The sequence below is a fragment of the Terribacillus sp. FSL K6-0262 genome (genome assembly GCF_037977385.1).
GTDB lineage: Bacteria > Bacillota > Bacilli > Bacillales > Amphibacillaceae > Terribacillus.
In genome coordinates, this window is record NZ_CP150277.1 from 127,577 (window position 1) to 147,663 (window position 20,087).

Below are 20,087 nucleotides of genomic sequence, written 5' to 3' on the forward strand. Positions count from 1 at the left end.
GCGGCACAAGGCCGCTTTCTTATTTAGCATATTCAACTGCGCGTGTTTCCCGGATGACCGTGACCTTGATATGGCCAGGATAATCCAGCTCGCTTTCAATGCGCTTCCGGATATCACGAGCGACCTTGATCGATTCCAAGTCGTCGATTTCATCCGGTTTGACCATGATGCGGATCTCACGTCCAGCCTGAATGGCGAAGGATTTCTCCACGCCCTGGAAGGATTCCGAAATCTCCTCCAGTTTCTCCAGACGTTTGATATAGTTTTCCAGTGTCTCGCTTCTTGCCCCGGGACGGGCAGCGGAAAGCGCATCGGCTGCAGCTACAAGCACTGCAATAATCGATGTTGCCTCCTCATCCCCGTGGTGGGAAGCGATGCTGTTGATGACAACTGGATGCTCTTTGTATTTGACCGCGAGTTCTTTCCCGATTTCAACGTGGCTGCCTTCGACTTCGTGGTCGATGGCTTTACCGATATCATGCAGGAGACCTGCACGTCTGGCCAAGGTAACGTCCTCGCCAAGCTCGGCTGCCAGTAATCCTGATAGATAAGCTACCTCTGTCGAGTGCTTCAGGACGTTTTGACCGTAACTTGTGCGATACTTCAATCTTCCCAGTATCTTCACAAGATCCGGATGCAAGCCGTGTACGCCGATTTCAAAAGTCGTTTCTTCCCCTGTCTCACGAATGTACTCATCGACTTCCCGTCTGGATTTCTCCACCATTTCCTCGATTCGGGCCGGGTGGATTCGTCCATCCTGAACAAGTTTTTCAAGTGCGATTCGTGCGATTTCACGACGGACAGGATCAAAACCGGACAAGATGACCGCTTCAGGTGTATCATCAATAATTAGATCAATTCCCGTAAGTGTCTCTAGCGTACGAATGTTACGGCCTTCCCGTCCGATAATGCGTCCTTTCATCTCGTCATTCGGCAAGTTCACGACGGATACCGTCGTTTCCGCAACATGATCGGCTGCACAGCGTTGAAGTGCAAGGGAAAGAATGCTCTTCGCTTTCTTATCGGCCTCTTCCTTGGCACGATGTTCCGCATCTTTGATCATGACAGCTGCATCGAAGGCAACTTCCTTCTCGACTTTGTCCAGCACGATCTGACGTGCTTCGTCGGACGTATAGCCGGAAATACGCTCCAATTCAAGCTGCTGCTCTTCCACCAAGACTTCCACTTTGCTTTCCAATTCTTCAATTTGTTGTTGTTTTTCAGCTAATGATTGTTCCTTTTTCTCTAACGTAATTTCACGCTTATCAAGCGTATCGCTTTTACGGTCCAGATTTTCTTCTTTCTGCATCAGACGATTCTCCTGCTTCTGCAGTTCGAGACGTCGCTCACGTAATTCCTGCTCCGTCTGCTGACGCAGCTGGAAGTTCTCATCTTTCGCTTCGAGAAGCGCTTCTTTCTTAGCCGTTTCCGCATTGCGATGGCCCTCTTCTACTATTTGCTTCGCCAATTCCTCCGCACTGGAGATCTTTTTCTCAGCAATAGATTTGCGAACAAGATAACCAACAACACCACCGACGATTAGAGCAAGCAAAATGGAGATGATCAGGTAAATTAGATCCATGATTTCACCTCCCCTGCTATGAAATTGTACAAACATGTCTGTCGGCATGCACAATGTTTTTCATTAAAAAAACTATGGTAACCTTAGAGAAGTATAATAAAGAAAGAAAATTATACAAGTTAATTTTAATCCTGTGTTCGCATGTTGTCAAGGAAACATGGAAAGTACTAGCAGATTGGCGATTAGATGAATCTGCACAGGCAGCATGCAGCGATTCCAATTCCCGGAGCATGATCCGGAATGCGGTGACGAGATATTATACCAGCTATGCTTCCAATCCGAATTTGCCTTCAAAAAAATCCGAACAGATGCAAATCCAACTCCCCAATTTGCACCTCGTTCGGATTTAGTTTGGCCAAGGCATGTATCCCAGCCCAAGAGCCTTACATATCCAAAGTTTCCTGTTCTTCTGTAACAACTTCTTCAGGAAGCTTCTTATCAGCATCCAGATTGTAATGATCGCGCACACTCATCTGGATGGTAGTGGATAGTTCCGGATTCTCTTTCAAGAATTGCTTCGCGTTTTCGCGGCCTTGGCCGAGACGCTCCTCATTATAGGAGTACCAAGCTCCGCTCTTCTGGATGATATCCAAGTCGCTCGCGATATCGATGAGTTCCCCTTCCCTGGAGATCCCTTCCCCGTACATGATATCGACTTCCGCTTGCTTGAAAGGCGGCGCCACTTTATTTTTCACCACTTTGATTCTCGTTTTGTTACCGACCATATCGTTACCTTGCTTCAATGTTTCGGCACGGCGTACTTCCAAACGGACGGAGGAATAGAATTTCAGGGCGCGTCCGCCTGGTGTCGTTTCCGGATTCCCGAACATGACACCTACTTTTTCACGAATCTGGTTGATGAAGATCGCAGTCGTCTTGGACTTGTTGATCGCACCAGATAGCTTGCGAAGTGCCTGGGACATCAGACGCGCCTGCAAACCGACGTGGGAATCCCCCATCTCCCCTTCAATCTCCGCTTTTGGTACAAGGGCAGCAACAGAGTCGACAACCACGATATCCACCGCTCCGCTGCGCACAAGCGCCTCGGCGATTTCCAATGCTTGTTCCCCTGTATCCGGCTGGGAAAGCAAAAGCTCATCGATATTGACACCAAGCTTCTCTGCATACACGGGATCAAGTGCATGCTCTGCATCGATGAAGGCTGCTTGTCCGCCATTGCGCTGTGCTTCTGCAATCGCATGCAGGGCAACAGTCGTCTTACCTGAAGATTCCGGACCATAAATCTCGATGACACGGCCTTTCGGATATCCGCCGACACCAAGTGCGATATCAAGTGCAAGGGAGCCGCTGGATACGGTAGAGACCTTTTGTTCCGCTCTTTCGCCCAGTTTCATGATCGAACCTTTACCGAATTGCTTCTCTATTTGTCTCAAAGCCATATCAAGGGCTTGTTTACGTTCACTCAAATGTGTTTCCTCCTTTGGATTATCTATACCTATTCTAACTTGTTTTTTGAGATATAACAAGCAAAAAGCGAATAAATGTTCCCTTTTTTTATTTCTCCGGAACCTGTCAAAATGACAGTGCTTCCAGGCAAAAAGAACATTTATCCGCTTTGAGCCATGCTTAAAATATCATTTCAAGTAATGGAAGAGCAAATCAAAGCCCTTCTTCACAGCCTGCGCCCGCACGCCTTGACGGGAGCTCCGGATCGACAGCTCGGTTGTCCGCGTTTGTTTGCCTTTTTCATGGAGGCTGATGAAGACAGTCCCAGGCTCTTTCCCTTCCGAGCCATCCGGACCGGCAACGCCGGTGAAACTGATTCCGATATCGGCACCTGTCAGACGGACGGCATTCTCCGCCATCTCGATGGCACATTGCTCACTGACGGTGCCTTCCTTCCGAATCGTTTCTTCCTTCACTCCGAGCACCTGCTGCTTCACAAGGGGTGAATATGCAACGAAGCTGCCAAGGAATACCTCGGACGCTCCGCTCAAGGAAACGAGTGCGTCCGCGAATAATCCGCCGGTCAGGCTTTCGGCGCTTGCCAGTGTGAACTGCCGTTGCTTGAGGAGTTCGAACACTTGCTGCTGTACCGAAGTCTCGTCATATCCATAGAAGTATTGGCCGACACGCTCCATCACTTCTTTTTCCACGACATCTATCAGCCTGTCTGCTTCCTGCTTCGAATCCGCCCGTGCTGTAAGCCGCACAGCGACCTCTCCTTCAGAAGCATACGTGGCGATCGTCGGATTTTCCTGTGCTTGAATCAAATCAAGCAGGTCGGTTTCCAGCTGTGATTCCCCGATGCCGATGAAGTGAAGCAGGCGGGATTGCAAAACGGATTGAAGATCAAATTTCTCACGTACATAAGGCATGACGTGATCGGACATGATCTGCTTCATTTCACGAGGGACCCCCGGCATGAATGCCCAGACTGTCCCCTCATGCTCGACAAGCATACCAGGCGCCATACCGACTGTGTTTTCCAGTACTTTCGCTCCTTCGAACACACGGGCCTGCTTGTGGTTGTTCGGCGACATCGTGCGCCCGCGCTTGAGGAAGAACTCTTTGATGCGGTCCATGGAAACTTTGTCTTCATGCATTTCCAGACCCGACACAAGCTGAAAGGCTTCTCTTGTCAAGTCATCCTCTGTCGGTCCCAGCCCTCCGGTCACAAGGACCAAATCGGCATCGCGCTGCGCCTTTTCGAAAGATGATCTGACTCTTCCGAGATTGTCGCCCACCACATGATGATAAAACACGTTGATTCCATTATCTGCCAGCTGTTTGGAAATCCATTGGGCATTTGTGTTGTTGATTTGCCCGATGAGGATTTCCGTCCCTACAGCTATCACTTCTGCATTGATTTGCTTCATATTATTTCGACTCCTTCATGACACTCCAGTTTCTGACAAAGTAGTCGACTCCGGACACGATCGTCAGGATCAGCGCAAGATAAAGGCAAATCGTCGCAAACGGGAATCCCAGATAGGAAAACGGCCAATTATGCAGCAGTAATGCACTGATGGCAACGATCTGTACTGCCGTTTTCTGCTTGCCCATTTTGCCTGCTGCCAAAACAAGACCTTCTCCCGCTGCAACGAGACGCAATCCTGTCACGGCAAACTCACGGCTGATGATGATGATTGTGATCCAAGCCGGCGCTAAATCCAATTGTACCAATAAAATGAGCGCAGCTGAAACAAGCAGCTTATCCGCGAGCGGATCAAGGAATTTACCAAGGTTCGTCACAAGATTATATTTGCGTGCATAATAGCCATCCACCCAGTCGGTACAGGATGCGATGATGAATAGGATCGCTCCTGCCAGATGGTTCACCGGCAGGGAATTCTCCCCGATATCAAGCGTTCCCCAATCAAAGGGGACTGCCAGCAGGATGATGAAGATCGGAATCAGGAAAATCCGGGATAATGTAATTCTATTGGGTATATTCATGTCTGCCTCCTATGTATGCATGATCAAACAAAAGTTAAACCCTTTCCATAGACGCAAAGGGTTTAACTCGTACCATTATTTCTGGATATTGACCTTGATGGTCTGCACATCATTATCGATCGGGAATGTCAGTTCCTGACCGTTGATTTCCAATTTAGTCGCTCTGGCAAAACCTGTCTTGATAGAGACTGTTTCCAAATCACTTACGTCCTGCTCCACAGGTTCGCTTCCGGCAGTGATCGTACCGGTGTATACATTCCCGGCATTATTTCCGTCGCCTACTTGCAGCCAAGCATCCCCATCCTCGGCAGCAAGCGTCAATGTCACCTCATCACCTGCATTCTCCAGTGTGTACGTGGTTACTGGATTGCTGGCAGTGCCTTCTTCGTCAACGGAGAGCTTAGGTTCTGCCTGCTCCTCTTCCTGCTGGGCCTGTTCATCTTCCGCTGCATCATCTGCTTGCTCATCCGCATCGGCAGATTGATCGGCTGTATCCTCATTTGTCCCTGGATTTGCGGACTGGCCGTTTTCAGGCGAAGTAACCTGATCCTCATTCTGCTGCGTGGCCGTATCATTCTCGGTGTTCTCATTGGAACCGCCGGCATAGAAGAAGATGACGACAGCAATGGCAGCCAATACGATCAATCCGATGATGATGGAAGATAAATACGGAATGCCTTTCCTCTCACGGCGGGGAGGCCCGTCATTTTCCTGGGTGCGGCTGCGTTCCTGACGGGAAGGAGCTTCGCTTGCCTCTTCCTGAACCGGCGGAGCAACTGCTTCCTGCTGCGCTTTGGGCTCCAGCACCTCATCCGGATCAAGACCTACCGTCTGTGCATATTCCTTGATAAAGGCACGCGTGTAGAAGTCACCAGGCATTACGCTGTGGTTATTCTCCTCAATTGCTTTCAGATAACGCTTTTGAATTTTGGTGCGCTGTTGTACATCCTCCAAAGTCATTCCCTTGGATTCCCTTGCTTCCCGGAGCTTTGCACCAATGTCCATTAATACCACCATCCATCTTTAAAATTGCTTAAATCTGTCTGAATTCCGGTTCATAGATGATTTGTTCATCATCATGATTCCGAAGTTCAATAATATAATCGAAATCATCCAATGTAAACTCCGTTTCCCGGACGAATATATCCGGATGCTCGATTACTTTTGCTACAGGGAGCCGCATCACTTCGCGTACAAGCTCCCAATGACGCTCACTCGAGCGGCTGGTCGAAACGATGCCGTCGATGATGAAGAGATTGTCCTCATTGTATTCATCCTGCAGCAGCTGATTCCTGGCTGTCTGCTTCAGGAGCGTACTGGAGACGAATAGCCAGCGTTTGTTGGCGCTCACGCTTGCGGCGATGATCGATTCTGTTTTGCCAACACGCGGCATCCCTCGTATTCCTATTACCTTTGAGCCTTCCTGTTTAAACAATTCTGCCATGAAATCGACAAGAAGTCCGATTTCACTGCGGACGAAACGGAATGTCTTCTTATCGTCCACATCCCGGTGTATATATCTGCCGTGCCGCACGGCAAGCCGGTCACGGAGCTTCGGCTCTCTGGATTTCGTGATATGTACATGCTCCATCGTCCGCAAAATGGAATGGAGACGGATGATCTGCAGCTCTTTTTCGGCCGAAAGCAGCATCCCGCGCCGCTGGTTCTCCACCCCGTTTATCGTCTTGATATTGATGGATAACATACCAAGCAGGGAAGAGATGTCCCCAAGCAAACCCGGACGGTCATGCTGGATCTCATATTCCAAATACCATTCCAACGTTTCCATAGAAAAGCCCCTTTACAGGAAAATAGCGTCTGATAACAAAACCTATTCTTACTATAAAGGAAAAAAGTAGATTAGAAAAGCCATAACAGGCTGTTACTATAAAGAAAACCTGCTTCTGGGAAAGAAGCAGGTTTTAATGAAGTTGGCTTACCTTTTAGCGAGTATGGCCATTATCTTGGACAAGCTTAACCATCATGTTGGCGATTGCTTGTTTCTCATCCTTGGACGCGACAGTCCACAGATCACGAAGGATTTTCTCTTCCGTGTTCTTAGCTTCCACTTTTGTCGCAAGATAATCACCGATCTCATACGCAATGCCAGAGACAGTATCAGTCTCCATCCCTTTGTTTTGCGCCTGATGCAGACGATCACCCAGGAAATCTTTCCAAGAATCAAAATTGTCAAGAACTGACATGGTATCTTCCTCCTTCATTAGCTTGCAGTTTATCTTTTGACAGAAGGAGGCTTCTTATACACAAAAATATAACTTAATTTTACCAGCCGCCATTCACTTCCAATGCATGCCCATTCACATAGGAAGCTTTGTCGCTGAGCAAATAACTGACGGCATCGGCGACCTCGCTCGCCTTGCCAAACCGGTCCATCGGAATATCCTCTGTGATGCGGAGCTTCTCTTCCGGGGAAAGCTGGCTGTTCATGGCGGTATCGATGGCACCCGGAGTCACTGCATTGACACGTACGCCGCTGGTTCCGACTTCCTTGGCCAATCCTTTGACGAATCCGATTTGGGCAGCTTTGACACTGGAATAAGCGACCTCGAAGCTGGCACCCCTTTCTCCCCAAATGGAGGAAATGATGACAATCGCCCCATTCCGTCGTGTTAGCATCGACGGCAGCACATGCCGGCTTATTCGCCAGGGAGCCTTTACATGGACGGCAAGCAAATCGTCCATCTCATCATTCGTCATATCCTGGAACATGCCGTAATGCGCCATACCGCCAGCATAGACCAGTTGATCGATCGGGAAAGACAAAAAACCCAGAAGCTCCGACAAGCCTTGCTCTGTTGTCAAATCAGCGCGGATCGTCCCAAGCACACTCTCCGGTATATCACGGCACAGCTCCTCCATCGCCTGTTCATTCCGATTATAATGAAGCAATAGCTGATGCCCCTCACCGGCAAGCTGACGGGCGCAAGCAGAGCCGATAGCCCCGCTTGCGCCCGTGATGAAAATGACTTTGTCCATGGTCATGCCTCCTGAGGCAGGATCTGGCAGACGGACAGTCGATCTTCACTGAACCATTCTTTCAGGAAAGCATTCGCGTCGTCAGCTGTCAATTTTTCGATTGCTGGTACGATTTCGAACAAATCAACCCCGGCAAGATGGTATTGAATGAATCGATTGGAGACAAACTCCAAGCTGTTCATCGCCCGCAGCAGCTGACCGATCGTTTTTTTCTTCATACGATCCATTTCTGCCTCGGTGACAGTATGGTCTTTCATGCGCTGCAGCATTCCTTTGACGGTATCGGCGAATCGATCCGGATCGCCCGTATTGCCACCGATGATGGAGAACCCGAAGTTCTTCTCCAGGCTGGTTTCGAAGCTGAAGCTGTCATCGATCAGATCTTCTTTATATAATTCCTCATAATAGACCCCGCTCTTAGAGAAATAATAGTCCAGGACCATATCTGTCAGCAGTTCCTGCCGGAGAAATGCTTCCGGTGACGCATAATCCGTTTTTTCTTTGATGCCGATCATGCATTTCGGCACACTTACCGGCATATGGACTATCTTTTTCTTTTCTGCCACCGTTTCAGGCTCCTCCGGGAAGAAGCGTTCTATCTTGGCAGGAGGAGCGAATGTCTTCCCGGCTTGGTTGGACCGGATAAGTTCCATCATCTTCTCCTGATCGATATTGCCGGTGACGAATAATGTCATATTCGAAGGATGATAGAACGTGTTATAGCAAGTATAAAGGTCTTCCTTCGTGATTTCCTGGATCGATTCCACAGTTCCGGCGATATCGATCCTTACCGGGTGAGACTGGAACAGGCTCTGGATGGTGCCAAAGAAAGAACGCCAGTCCGGCTGATCGTCATACATGCGGATTTCCTGGGCGATGATGCCTTTTTCCTTTTCCACCGATTTATCGGAAAAGTAAGGGTCCTGGACGAAATCAAGCAATGTCGTCACATTCTCTTCGATATGGGAAGTTGCAGAAAACAGATAGGCTGTCTGCGTGAAGGAAGTGAATGCATTTGCTGATGCACCTTGTTTGGTGAAATCCTGGAACACATCCCGATCTTCTTTTTCAAACAGCTTATGCTCGAGGAAATGCGCAATTCCTTCTGGCACAGTGATTTTTTCCTTCCCATCAAGCGGGACAAAAGTCTGGTCGATCGATCCGTAGTTCGTTGAAAAAATCGCATATGTTTTTGCCATCTCTGATTTCGGCTGCAGGAATACCTTCAGACCGTTCGGCAGCGTTTCTGCGTATACTGATTCCTGTAATTGTTCGTAATGATTCTTATGCATCCTCACTCGTCCCCCTTATTCGTCAGCAGGTATACGGTATCCAGCTGGACTTTTTCTGCCACTTGCAGGACATCTTCCTTCGTAACCTGTTTGATTGCTTCCAGCATTTTCTCGATAGGTATGTTCCTATGTCCCACTACTTGCTGGTACAAGGTTTCGATATGACCTGCCGGGTTATCGATCGTCTCCAGGATTTGGCTGACGATGAGATCCTTCACTTCCTCGACTTCGCTGCCCTCGAATTCCCCTGCCTGCATGGCGGCGAGCTGAGCATCGATGATTTCCCTGGCTTTCTCATAGTCTTTCGGATCGATGCCCGAGAAGACGAATAATAGCCCTTTATGGCTTTCAAAACGCGAAGCTGCGTAATAGGCCAGGCTATGTTTTTCCCTGACGTTCCGGAACAGCTTGGAGCTCGGGAAACCGCCGAATAGGCCATTGAATACTTGCAGTGCGGCATAATCCGGATCGTCATAAAGGATATTGGTGCGGTAGCCCAAATGAAGCTTGGCTTGCTGCACGTCCTGTCTCTCCACCACTTCCTTGATATCTCCAGTCGCAGGGTGAACAGCAGCAGCCCTTTCTTCCGCTGGTGCAGTGTCCCGTTCCATGAATGGACGGACAGCTTTTTCGGCATGCTCTTTATCCACATCGCCAAGAATGTAAATATCCATCTTATCCTGCTTCAGCAGCTGTTTGTAATAGTCAAACAGCTTCCGGCCGTCCATTGCTTCCAAGTCTTCTTCATACCCGTGCACATGGAGGCTGTACAATTCTCCTTTGCACATCTCATCGATGAGCCGCATATTTGCATAGCTCATCTTATCATCTTTCAAGGCTGTCATCTTCTGTCTCAGGGTTTGTATTTCACGTGAGACGATCGATTGGGTGAAGGCGTCATTTTCCACCTTGGGTTCGAATAAAATTTCACGCAGCAAATCGGCTGCTTTTTCGAATAATGGAGTCCGATCGCTCAGATAATTCTCATTTGCTACATCCAGGCGCAGCGTGATGATATGCTTTTCGCCTTTCTTCGTTCCTGTAATGGACAAGATGGCACCGTATAGATCGTCCAGCTTGATGCGCAATGCGCGCGCATCCGGAAGATTGGCAGTACCCTGCTGCAGGACATACGGAAGCAGGGCCCTTGCTGTTATCGTCTCTCTTTCAAGCGGCGCCTGTAGCTTCACAGCAATGCTGATTGTCTTGTATTTCTTCGTTGGTATAAGGTGCAGCGTCGCACCTTTTCCTGTGATGATCTGTTCATCTGCAATTTTCATGAGGAACCTCCCTGACTACTGTTATGTATAGCTTCTCTAGTTTTGCTTATATATATCCGACAATCCTCGCTATGATTACCATATTAATGAAAAATCGACTGGAAGTAAAAGAATCAGTTTACATAAAAAGACCCGACGCACTGTAAACGTCGGGTCTTTTGTCTTATCGGCTGCCTTTTATGTACGGAACACCGCTTGCTTTCGGTGCCACCGAGCGGCCGATGAATCCCGCCAAAGCAAGGATTGTCAGCACATAAGGCGCAATCAGCAAGTATACTTGCGGTACATTTTCGAGCAAAGGAATCGAGGAACCGACGACACTCAATGATTGAGCAAAACCAAAGAACAAAGCTGCCCCCATTGCCCCAAGCGGATTCCACTTACCGAAAATGACTGCCGCGATCGCCATGAATCCCTGTCCGGCGATTGTGGAAACGGAGAAATTCTGCGAGATTGTCATGGCGAAAACCGCACCGCCGAGACCGGCAAGGGCCCCGGAAATGATGACGCCGATATATCTAGTCGTATATACCTTGATACCGTTCGTATCAGCAGCCATCGGATGCTCCCCGACTGCACGGATACGCAGGCCGAACGGCGTCTTATACAAGACGTACCATGCAACGAACGATAGAACGATTGCAATGTACGACGTGATATACATATTGTTGAAGAACATATTGCCGATGACAGGAATATCGACCAAGAATGGTACATCTGTCGTATAAATCGGCTGGGAGATGAAATCGGTTTGCCCTTTTCCAAAGATCTGTTTGATCATGAAGACACCGAATCCAAGTGCCAGCATATTGATCGCCACCCCTGTAACCGTCTGGTCGGCTCGGAAAGTGATTGTGGCAACAGCATGAATCAATGAAAACAGCATCCCCGCGATTATGGCGACAACCAAGGAATACCACGGGGTTGCATCGCCAAAAGTATCGGCATAAAGCAGGTTGAACGTAACCGAAGAGAAAGCCCCGATGACCATAAGGCCCTCCAGACCGATATTGACAACACCTGAACGCTCACTATATACACCGCCAAGTGCGGTGAAAATAAGAGGAGCGGCAAAGAACAGCGTTTGCGGAATAATGGAATATAGGATATCCAGCATTTTATTTTTTCTCCCCTTTTTTCAATTGCAGCAGTGCCCAGCGGATAATGAAACCGGAAGCAACAAAAAGTATGATCAGAGCAATGACGATTTCGATGATTTCATTCGGCACCCCAGCTGTGGACATATTGAGTGAGCCCACCTTCAGGAATCCAAACAAGCTGGCTGACAGCACAACGCCGAACGGGTTGTTCCCGCCAAGCAGTGCAACAGCTATCCCATCGAATCCAAGATTGGAGAATGCTGTATTCGTGAAGGCATTACCAAAGCTCCCCAGACCCTGCATCGCACCTGCAAGACCTGCGAAAACCCCTGAAATCAGCATGGAAATGACGATGTTCCGTTCGACTTTCATCCCTGCATAATTGGACGCATGCTGGTTGTATCCTACCGCCTTCAATTCATAACCCAGCTTCGTACGCTCTAAAATGACCCACATGACAAGTACCATCAATAAAGCAATGATGAAGCCAAGATGCAAACGAGATCCAGTCAACCCAATCAGAAAATCATTTGTCAATGATGCAGTCTGTTTGACTGGCTCTGTCGTTTCCTGGTTGTCCGTCATGACGGAACGAATCAGGTAATTCGTTACATGGAGTGCGATATAATTCATCATGATGCTGACGATAACTTCATGGACGCCGAGCTTGGCTTTCAGGATACCTGGCACGAATGCCCAAAGTGCTCCTGCTGCCGCTGCAGCAAGGATTGCCAGCGGCAGATGGATGAAAGCAGGTGCATCGATGGCGGTACCTACCCAAACTGCCGCAACCCAGCCGACAAGCACCTGTCCTTCTGCGCCGATATTGAACAAACCGGTACGGAAAGCAAAAGCGATCGCCAAACCTGTCAGGATATAAGGTGTGATACGGTTGACCGTTTCCGACATGAAGAATGGACTGTCAAAGACCCCATTCCACAATGCCTGATAGCCGAGAATCGGATTATAACCAAAAATGAGCATGATGATTGCACCTGCAATCAAACCGAGCAAGACCGAGATGATTGGTATGATGTAATTGAACTTTTTGCTGGAAAACATTAGTTTTGCGCCCCTTCTTTCTCAAGCTTCGAACCTGCCATCAATAATCCGAGCTCCTGTTCATTTGTTTCCTTCGGATCGACTACCGCAATGATTTTCCCGTCGAACATGACGGCAATCCGATCACTCACATTAAGGATTTCATCTAATTCGAAGGAGACAAGCAATACAGCTTTACCTTGATCACGCTGCTCGATCAAGCGCTTATGTATGAACTCGATGGCTCCCACATCAAGACCGCGTGTCGGCTGCGCAGCAATCAATAAATCCGGGTTGCGATCGATTTCACGCCCGATGATCGCCTTTTGCTGATTCCCTCCGGATAAAGCGCGAGCTTTCGTCAGGTGACTTGGCGTACGCACATCATATTCGTCAATCAGCGTTTTCGCTTTGTCGAAAATCCGTTTGAAGGAAAGGATACCGCCTTTAGAGTAAGGCTTTTGATAGTAGGTCTGCAGGACGATGTTTTCCCCTACGGAAAAATCAAGGACCAGCCCCAGCTTGTGACGGTCCTGCGGGATATGGCCGACACCGCTTTCTGTTATGGCGCGGACAGGCATATCGGTGATGTCCTGGTTTTTCAGCATTACCTTGCCAGCCTTCTTTTTGCGAAGTCCGGTAATTGCCTCAATTAATTCTGTTTGCCCATTTCCATCTACTCCGGCAATTCCGACAATTTCACCTGCACGTATATCAAGATCCAGCCCTTTTACCATGTCGACATGACGGGAGTCCTCTACAGTAAGACCTTTGATGGAAAGAATCGTTTCTTTCGGATCGCCAGGCTGTTTTTCCGTCGAGAAGCGAATCTCACGGCCCACCATCAAAGAAGCAAGCTCATTTGGATTCGTTTCGGATACCTCTACTGTGCCGATTCCCTGCCCTTTTCTGATGACAGTACAGCGGTCGCATACTTCCATGATTTCTTTTAATTTATGGGTGATCAAAATGATGGATTTACCTTCTTTGATCAAAGTCCGCAAAATAACGATCAATTCCTTGATTTCCTGCGGGGTCAATACAGCGGTAGGCTCGTCCAATATGACGACATTCGCACCGCGGTACAAGGTCTTCAGGATTTCCACCCGCTGCTGCATGCCTACCGAGATATCGCTGATCTTGGCAGTGGCATCCACCTGCAAGCCGTATCGGTCGGAAAGTTCCTGGACTTCACGGATCGCTTTTTTCATATCGATCTTCAGTCCTTTTTTCGGCTCGCTGCCAAGAACGATATTTTGGGCGACAGTGAATGTGTCGATCAGCATGAAGTGCTGATGCACCATCCCGATACCCAGTCTATTGGCAGCATTCGGGTCATTGATTTCGACTTTCTTGCCTTCGACACGGATTTCTCCCTGTTCCGGCTGATAAAGACCGAATAGGACATTCATCAGTGTGGATTTACCTGCGCCATTTTCTCCCAGCAGCGCATGGATCTCACCTTTTTTCACTTGAAGCGTGATGTTGTCATTGGCGACAATTCCGGGAAATTCTTTGCGAATGTTCAGCATTTCGATTACATAATTCTCCATATTTTACACTCCTTCTCGGAATTACGAACTTTCTTTGATTTCGTTCAAAAAAAAATCGTCAAATGAAGCGGGGAATTGTCTGGTTTAAAGACGCTTCAGTTGATGATTTTTTATAAAAGGCTAGAGTGCATACTCTAGCCCTTTTGATTTCTTATAGAGAATCTACATATTCCTTCAGTTCGTCATCCGTGGATGGAGCAGTTACATCACCATCGATGATTTTTTGCTTCCATTCGTCCACAGCTGATTTGATATCGTCTGTATATGCTTCTTTATTAGTTTCTGCAATACCGATTCCATCATCTTTCAAACCGAATGATACGATTTCTCCTCCAGGGAATTTGCCATCTTTGGAGTCTTGGGCGACTTTGGCTACCGCAACATCAACAGCTTTCAGCATGCTTGTCAATGTCACGTTGTTATCTCCGATTTGGCCTTCATCATACTGGTCACGGTCGACACCGATCACCCAGTAGTTTCCTTCTGGATCATTGTTTTTCAAGTCTTTTGCTTGGGCGAATACACCATTTCCAGTACCGCCGGCAGAATGATAGATGACATCCACGCCGGAGTTGTACATATTAGATGCAATCAATTTACCTTTGTCAGGTGCACCGAAGGAGCCGGCATACTGTACATCCACTTCGATATCTTTATTGACTGATTTCGCACCAGCAACGTATCCTGCTTCAAACTTCTTGATCAATTCACTTTCTTCTCCGCCAACGAAGCCGATTTTACCGGATTCGGACTTTGTCGCTGCAGCTACACCAGCAAGGAAAGAGCCTTGCTGCTCTTCGAATACGATGCTTGCTACATTCTCTTTTTCTACGACAGAATCAATGATGGCAAAATGCGTTTCTTTGTTCTGATCGGCAACCTTACCGATATCCTCCGCAAGTTTGAACCCGACACCAAAAATCAGATCCGTGTTGGATTGCACGAGGCGATTCAGGTTTGTTGTATAATCAGATGCACTGTTTGATTGAAGGTAATCATACCCTTCTTTCTCTTTTAGGTCGTTGTCTTCACCGAACTTTGTAAGACCTTCCCAAGCGGACTGGTTGAATGATTTATCATCGATACCGCCAGTATCAGTCACCATTGCTGTTTTGAAGCTGTCATCGCTTCCGCCTTGACCGGAGCTGCTGCTGCCTGATCCGCATGCACTTAGTACGACACCGACCACAAGGATCAAACCTAAAAGTACTGCATAACGACGCATTTTCAAGATAGAAACCCCCAAATATAGATTGATAGCTAAGTCGAAGCATGATACATAATTAGTAGATTATTAGGTCATAATTACTACATTTGCTTCACTCGAACAATAATATAACATGCTTTTTACAGAAAATAAATACTTGTTTTACAAAAAACACGAATATTTTCGATTTTTCGAGGGATATTCATCTAGATTTTGTTCCTTTTCATGAAAATTATGTCCTACGAAAGTTTGTCCTCTGCCGATTTTGAAACCAGCACTTGCCGCGGCTTGCTCCCTTCATAAGGTCCCACGACACCGCGTTCTTCCATCGCATCTATCAAACGGGCCGCTCTTGTATAGCCGATGCGGAAACGACGCTGCAGCATGGAGACACTGGCACTCTGCATATCCGTTACGAGGAAGACCGCATCATGATATAGTTCATCCTCGACTTCGGATTGCACATCCTGTTCTTCCTCCGGGATCATATCGGTCTGATATTGCGCTTTTTGCTGCTGGATGCAATGATCGACAACCTTCTCCACTTCTTCATCCGATAGGAAAGCACCTTGGATGCGTGTCGGCTTGGAGGTGCCGACTGGCACAAACAGCATATCACCCCGTCCGAGCAGCTTCTCGGCGCCCCCGCTGTCGAGAATGGTCCGGGAGTCGATCTGGGAGCTTACGCTGAAGGCAATCCGGGATGGGATGTTTGCCTTGATGACCCCGGTGATGACATCGACAGACGGACGCTGCGTGGCGATGATCAAATGGATCCCGGCAGCGCGTGCCATCTGTGCCAATCTTGTGATGGCATCCTCCACTTCACTGGAAGCGACCATCATCAAGTCGGCAAGCTCATCGACCAACACGACAATGAATGGCAAAAATGGCTGTTCTTCCTCATTCTGTTCATTTTGCTTTTTGATATAGGCATTGTAGCCTTCGATATTTCTCGTTCCGGATTCGGAGAACAGATCATATCGCCGTTCCATTTCCGCCACGACTTTTTTCAGGGCCCTTGCCGCTTTTTTCGGATCTGTCACAACGGGCGTCAGCAGATGAGGGATGCCATTATAAACATTCAGCTCCACTTTTTTCGGATCGATCATCATCATTTTGACTTCATGTGGTTTCGCCTGCATGAGGATGCTTGTGATGATGCCGTTTATGCACACGCTTTTACCGCTTCCGGTAGCTCCTGCCACAAGCAGATGGGGCATCTTGTTCAATTCCGCTACCACCGACTCTCCGGAAATATCACGGCCGAGCGCAAAGCTCAGCTTGGAGCCGGATTTCATCTGGCTATTATCGAGCACTTCCCGCAGTGATACACTTGCGACTTCCTTATTCGGCACTTCGATACCTACTGCCGATTTGCCTGGTATCGGGGCTTCAATCCGGATATCCTTCGCTGCCAGGGCAAGTGCCAGATCATCATGAAGATTCACGATCTTGCTCACCTTCACTCCGGTATCCGGATACACTTCATACTTTGTCACAGCTGGTCCGACATGTACCTTGCTTACCTTCGCTTTGACGCCGAAGCTCTGGAATGTCTGCTCGAGCTTCCTGGCGACAGCCTGAATCTGGGATCGTTCTTGTTTCTGGCTGTTTTTCTTCGGCTGTTTCAGCAAGGTGATGCTAGGCAGCTGGTAATCCCTGTTTTCCAGCTCAGAGGCAGGCAGCGCCTCTTTCTCCTCTGCCGGCTCCTCTTCTGTCTCTTTAGGGGCTTCCTGCTTCGGCTCGATGATTTCCGGTTCGGGTTCCGCGTAGGCAATATTCGTGAAATCCTCGATGATCGGTTCTTCGTGAATCGGTTCCGCTTCTGCCGCTTCCTCTTTCCCTGCCAGCACCGGCTTACGTTTTGGCTTCCTTTGCGGGCGTTCTGTCTTTTTACGCTCCTTGTTCTCGGAAAGCTTGTCTTTCACCTTGGCAGAAGATGCGCTTGCCCCTTTTTTCACTGCATCGACCAATTTTTGGACAACTGCAGAAAAGGAGGTATTGCTTAAAATCAAAATCCCGATGACAACCAGGAAGAAAGCGATGATCTTGGCACCAGTTGCCGAAAGCAAATAGTAGCTCAATGCGAACAGGATGGCACCTGCCATCCCTCCGCCTAATGCGGCGGGATCGATCGTATCTTGTATATAAGCCAAATAGTAGTTCCATGTCGTCTTGATGATGGACGGCTGCTCCACTTGGCTCAGCTTATCCTCGAATGCCTGGATGTGTGTGAACAGCAGGATCCCAGCAGTGATAAGATACAGTCCGATCAGCTTCTTATGAAGCAAATTCGGTTTCTTGCATCTGGCCATCAAGTAGATGCCCACTCCGCCCATAAAGACAGCAAGCAGGAAGTACCAGCTTCCGAAGAAGAACCGGAACAAATGCTCCAATGCATTCGGTATGGCCCCGTCACTGATGGCCCCTGCGCCACTTCCGAAAACAGCGAGAAATATCAATAACAGTCCGATTACTTCAAAGCTCATCACATGCTTGAACTTGGTTTGACGTTTTTTTGTTTTTCGTTTAGCCATAGTAGTAAATCTCCTTGTTTTACATTGCTTATGTACTTCTTTAGATGTAAAGAAAACCCCTGCCAACGACAAGGGTTTTCTATTCTGCATCGATTTGCCATCCCATTAAGTATAACATAGGATTCAAAAAGACGAACATACGTATTCATTTATAAAGAGAATAACTTTCCGGGAGCACAGCTTTCATCCAGGAAATCAGCCGGATCCGTCGATAATAGCTGATGAACGCGATACGTGCCGTTGCCCAGATGTTCAGCCTGCACCGTCCTTCCCCTGTACTGCATGATTTGATGGGAATCGAATTCTTTCGTTTCGGCGGGGAAAATGTCCTCGGCAGCGAGCGGTGTATACAGGATCATTGCAATTCCCCATTCAGGGCTGCTTTTCGCTGATCCATCAATTCATTCAGCTTCTTCATCGCATGCTCCACACCGCCGACTTCATGGATCAGCCCAAAGGATACTGCATCTGTCCCGACGACATTCGTACCGATGTCCCTCGTCAGGTTGCCTTTGGCAAACATGAGCTCTTTGAATTTTTCTTCGGTGATGGAAGAATGAGAGGTAACGAAGCTGATGACCCGATCCTGCATTTTATCCAGATATTCAAAGGTCTGCGGTACGCCGATTACGAGTCCGGTCAGCCGGATCGGGTGAATCGTCATCGTTGCGGTCGGTACGATGAAACTATAATCTGTGCTCACTGCGATTGGTGCACCGATTGAATGTCCGCCCCCCAGGACGATGGAGACCGACGGCTTGGAAAGCGATGCAATCATCTCTGAAATGGCAAGTCCTGCTTCTACATCTCCCCCGACCGTATTCATCAGCACTATCAATCCCTCTATCTTTGGATTTTGTTCGATTGCGATCAATTGAGGGATGACATGCTCATATTTCGTCGTTTTATTTTGCGGCGGCAGCTGCATATGCCCTTCTATCTGACCGATGATGGACAGTACATGGACACGGGAGTCAGGTGCCTGGGCAACCGATGTCTGACCGAGCTGCTGGATTTTTTCAATGATGGATTTCCCGCCGGATTCTTCGTTTTCATTCTCTTGGTTATCATTACGTTCCTTTGCCATTTTCCTAGCTCCTTTCCATACTTGTTTTTAGTATGGACAGCGAGCCAATCGGCATACATACACAAAGAAGCAGGAGGGAATCCCTCCTGCTTTTTGCCGTCGATCATTTCAAGAGCTTGCTGATGTTTTCTTTCTCTGCTTCCGTCAGTTCCACAAGCGGCAGACGGACGCCGCCTACTGTCACACCTTTTTGGTTCAATGCTTCTTTCACCGGTGTCGGACTCGGCGCCTGGAACATGCCTTGCATTACCGGCAGGATTTGCTGATGGATGCGGGCAGCTTCTCCGATATCACCAGCTTCATATGCCTGCAGCATGGCCTGCATTTCATTTCCGACCACATGGGAGGATACGGATACGATTCCATCGCCGCCGATGGCAGCCACCGGAAGGGTCAAATCATCATCACCGCTGTACAGGCTGAAATCATCAGGCGTATTGGCGATGACCTTCGTCATGGCGCTCAAATCCCCAGTGGAATCCTTCACGGAAACAATGTTTTTGATTTTTGAAAGCTTAATCACCGTTTCCGCTTCGATTTTCACCACGGACCGTCCAGGAATATTGTAAAGCATGATCGGCAGCTTCGTGCTATTTGCCACTGCTTCGAAATGCGCATATAATCCGCGCTGGTTCGGTTTGTTGTAATATGGCGCGACGATCAAGGCTGCATCGACACCGATTTCCTCTGCTTCTTTTGTCAGTTCGATACTGTCTTTCGTGTTATTGCTGCCGGTTCCCGCGATAATTGGAATCCGGCCGCCAGCTGTTTTTACCACATGGCGGAACAGCTGAAGCTTTTCTTCGTGGGAAAGTGTCGGCGATTCACCTGTCGTACCAGCTACGACGACAGCGTCTGTCCCGTTTTCAATCAAATAATCGAGCAAACGGGCAGTGGCGTCGAAATCAATTTTCCCATCATTATCGAATGGCGTTACCATCGCTGTAATAATTTTACCGAATTTCATCGTAAAACCCCTCTGTCTTCA

18 protein-coding genes are annotated in these 20,087 nt (G+C 48.3%); all 18 read right to left on the reverse strand.

What is annotated here, in order from left to right:
- Positions 1–19: 19 nt before the first annotated feature.
- The 18 genes from rny to dapA all read right to left on the reverse strand — a co-directional run bounded on the left by rny (position 20) and on the right by dapA (position 20,066).
- Positions 20–1,582 (reverse strand): ribonuclease Y, encoded by a 1,563-nt coding sequence (rny, locus tag MHI54_RS00620; protein ID WP_340082121.1) that lies wholly within the window; start codon positions 1,580–1,582, stop codon positions 20–22.
- 383 nt (positions 1,583–1,965) lie between these two features.
- Positions 1,966–3,009, reverse strand: a complete 1,044-nt coding sequence (gene recA / locus MHI54_RS00625) for a recombinase RecA (protein ID WP_095214765.1) — start codon at positions 3,007–3,009, stop codon at positions 1,966–1,968.
- A 168-nt stretch (positions 3,010–3,177) separates the two neighbouring features.
- A complete protein-coding gene (locus MHI54_RS00630; RefSeq protein ID WP_095214764.1) occupies positions 3,178–4,422 on the reverse strand; it encodes a competence/damage-inducible protein A in 1,245 nt (414 codons plus the stop codon).
- Position 4,423: 1 nt separating this feature from the next.
- On the reverse strand, positions 4,424–5,002 hold the full coding sequence (gene pgsA, locus MHI54_RS00635) for a CDP-diacylglycerol--glycerol-3-phosphate 3-phosphatidyltransferase (protein WP_095214763.1): 579 nt from the start codon (positions 5,000–5,002) through the stop codon (positions 4,424–4,426).
- Between the two features lie 75 nt (positions 5,003–5,077).
- A complete protein-coding gene (locus MHI54_RS00640) occupies positions 5,078–6,007 on the reverse strand; it encodes a RodZ domain-containing protein (protein ID WP_158221471.1) in 930 nt (309 codons plus the stop codon).
- Between the two features lie 28 nt (positions 6,008–6,035).
- A complete protein-coding gene (locus MHI54_RS00645) occupies positions 6,036–6,791 on the reverse strand; it encodes a DUF3388 domain-containing protein (protein ID WP_095214761.1) in 756 nt (251 codons plus the stop codon).
- Positions 6,792–6,945: 154 nt separating this feature from the next.
- Positions 6,946–7,206, reverse strand: a complete 261-nt coding sequence (locus MHI54_RS00650) for a DUF3243 domain-containing protein (RefSeq protein WP_095214760.1) — start codon at positions 7,204–7,206, stop codon at positions 6,946–6,948.
- Between the two features lie 79 nt (positions 7,207–7,285).
- Complete coding sequence (locus MHI54_RS00655) at positions 7,286–7,999, reverse strand: SDR family oxidoreductase (protein WP_095214759.1); 714 nt, start codon at positions 7,997–7,999, stop codon at positions 7,286–7,288.
- A 2-nt stretch (positions 8,000–8,001) separates the two neighbouring features.
- The gene (locus tag MHI54_RS00660; protein WP_095214758.1) at positions 8,002–9,291 is read right to left on the reverse strand and encodes a pitrilysin family protein; all 1,290 of its coding nucleotides are present in this window, start codon (positions 9,289–9,291) and stop codon (positions 8,002–8,004) included.
- A 2-nt stretch (positions 9,292–9,293) separates the two neighbouring features.
- Positions 9,294–10,571 (reverse strand): pitrilysin family protein, encoded by a 1,278-nt coding sequence (locus tag MHI54_RS00665; protein WP_095214757.1) that lies wholly within the window; start codon positions 10,569–10,571, stop codon positions 9,294–9,296.
- Between the two features lie 163 nt (positions 10,572–10,734).
- On the reverse strand, positions 10,735–11,688 hold the full coding sequence (locus MHI54_RS00670) for an ABC transporter permease (protein ID WP_095214756.1): 954 nt from the start codon (positions 11,686–11,688) through the stop codon (positions 10,735–10,737).
- A 1-nt stretch (position 11,689) separates the two neighbouring features.
- Positions 11,690–12,733, reverse strand: coding sequence for an ABC transporter permease (locus MHI54_RS00675; protein WP_095214755.1), 1,044 nt, complete (start codon positions 12,731–12,733; stop codon positions 11,690–11,692).
- The gene (locus MHI54_RS00680; protein WP_095214754.1) at positions 12,733–14,265 is read right to left on the reverse strand and encodes an ABC transporter ATP-binding protein; all 1,533 of its coding nucleotides are present in this window, start codon (positions 14,263–14,265) and stop codon (positions 12,733–12,735) included. The genes MHI54_RS00675 and MHI54_RS00680 overlap by 1 nt, the downstream gene beginning before the upstream one ends.
- A gap of 151 nt (positions 14,266–14,416) precedes the next feature.
- Positions 14,417–15,496 (reverse strand): BMP family protein, encoded by a 1,080-nt coding sequence (locus MHI54_RS00685; RefSeq protein ID WP_095214753.1) that lies wholly within the window; start codon positions 15,494–15,496, stop codon positions 14,417–14,419.
- Between the two features lie 215 nt (positions 15,497–15,711).
- Positions 15,712–18,012, reverse strand: a complete 2,301-nt coding sequence (locus MHI54_RS00690) for a DNA translocase FtsK (RefSeq protein ID WP_095214752.1) — start codon at positions 18,010–18,012, stop codon at positions 15,712–15,714.
- A gap of 149 nt (positions 18,013–18,161) precedes the next feature.
- Positions 18,162–18,371, reverse strand: coding sequence for a YlzJ-like family protein (locus MHI54_RS00695; RefSeq protein WP_095214751.1), 210 nt, complete (start codon positions 18,369–18,371; stop codon positions 18,162–18,164).
- Positions 18,368–19,099, reverse strand: coding sequence for an ATP-dependent Clp protease proteolytic subunit (locus MHI54_RS00700; protein WP_095214750.1), 732 nt, complete (start codon positions 19,097–19,099; stop codon positions 18,368–18,370). Before MHI54_RS00700 ends, MHI54_RS00695 begins: the two co-directional genes overlap by 4 nt.
- Positions 19,100–19,202: 103 nt before the next feature.
- Positions 19,203–20,066 carry a 4-hydroxy-tetrahydrodipicolinate synthase gene (gene dapA, locus MHI54_RS00705; protein WP_095214749.1) on the reverse strand — a complete coding sequence of 288 codons (864 nt, stop codon included), beginning with the start codon at positions 20,064–20,066 and terminating at the stop codon, positions 19,203–19,205.
- Between the last annotated feature and the right edge of the window lie 21 nt (positions 20,067–20,087).

What these genes read in the sequence shown, in the direction of transcription:
- rny (WP_340082121.1), bottom strand. Translation starts at nt 1,582, where the DNA reads ATGGATCTAATTTACCTGATCATCTCCATTTTGCTTGCTCTAATCGTC.
- MHI54_RS00630 (WP_095214764.1), bottom strand. Translation starts at nt 4,422, where the DNA reads ATGAAGCAAATCAATGCAGAAGTGATAGCTGTAGGGACGGAAATCCTC.
- pgsA (WP_095214763.1), bottom strand. Translation starts at nt 5,002, where the DNA reads ATGAATATACCCAATAGAATTACATTATCCCGGATTTTCCTGATTCCG.
- MHI54_RS00640 (WP_158221471.1), bottom strand. Translation starts at nt 6,007, where the DNA reads ATGGACATTGGTGCAAAGCTCCGGGAAGCAAGGGAATCCAAGGGAATG.
- MHI54_RS00645 (WP_095214761.1), bottom strand. Translation starts at nt 6,791, where the DNA reads ATGGAAACGTTGGAATGGTATTTGGAATATGAGATCCAGCATGACCGT.
- MHI54_RS00650 (WP_095214760.1), bottom strand. Translation starts at nt 7,206, where the DNA reads ATGTCAGTTCTTGACAATTTTGATTCTTGGAAAGATTTCCTGGGTGAT.
- MHI54_RS00655 (WP_095214759.1), bottom strand. Translation starts at nt 7,999, where the DNA reads ATGGACAAAGTCATTTTCATCACGGGCGCAAGCGGGGCTATCGGCTCT.
- MHI54_RS00660 (WP_095214758.1), bottom strand. Translation starts at nt 9,291, where the DNA reads ATGCATAAGAATCATTACGAACAATTACAGGAATCAGTATACGCAGAA.
- MHI54_RS00665 (WP_095214757.1), bottom strand. Translation starts at nt 10,571, where the DNA reads ATGAAAATTGCAGATGAACAGATCATCACAGGAAAAGGTGCGACGCTG.
- MHI54_RS00670 (WP_095214756.1), bottom strand. Translation starts at nt 11,688, where the DNA reads ATGCTGGATATCCTATATTCCATTATTCCGCAAACGCTGTTCTTTGCC.
- MHI54_RS00675 (WP_095214755.1), bottom strand. Translation starts at nt 12,733, where the DNA reads ATGTTTTCCAGCAAAAAGTTCAATTACATCATACCAATCATCTCGGTC.
- MHI54_RS00680 (WP_095214754.1), bottom strand. Translation starts at nt 14,265, where the DNA reads ATGGAGAATTATGTAATCGAAATGCTGAACATTCGCAAAGAATTTCCC.
- MHI54_RS00690 (WP_095214752.1), bottom strand. Translation starts at nt 18,012, where the DNA reads ATGGCTAAACGAAAAACAAAAAAACGTCAAACCAAGTTCAAGCATGTG.
- MHI54_RS00695 (WP_095214751.1), bottom strand. Translation starts at nt 18,371, where the DNA reads ATGATCCTGTATACACCGCTCGCTGCCGAGGACATTTTCCCCGCCGAA.
- MHI54_RS00700 (WP_095214750.1), bottom strand. Translation starts at nt 19,099, where the DNA reads ATGGCAAAGGAACGTAATGATAACCAAGAGAATGAAAACGAAGAATCC.
- dapA (WP_095214749.1), bottom strand. Translation starts at nt 20,066, where the DNA reads ATGAAATTCGGTAAAATTATTACAGCGATGGTAACGCCATTCGATAAT.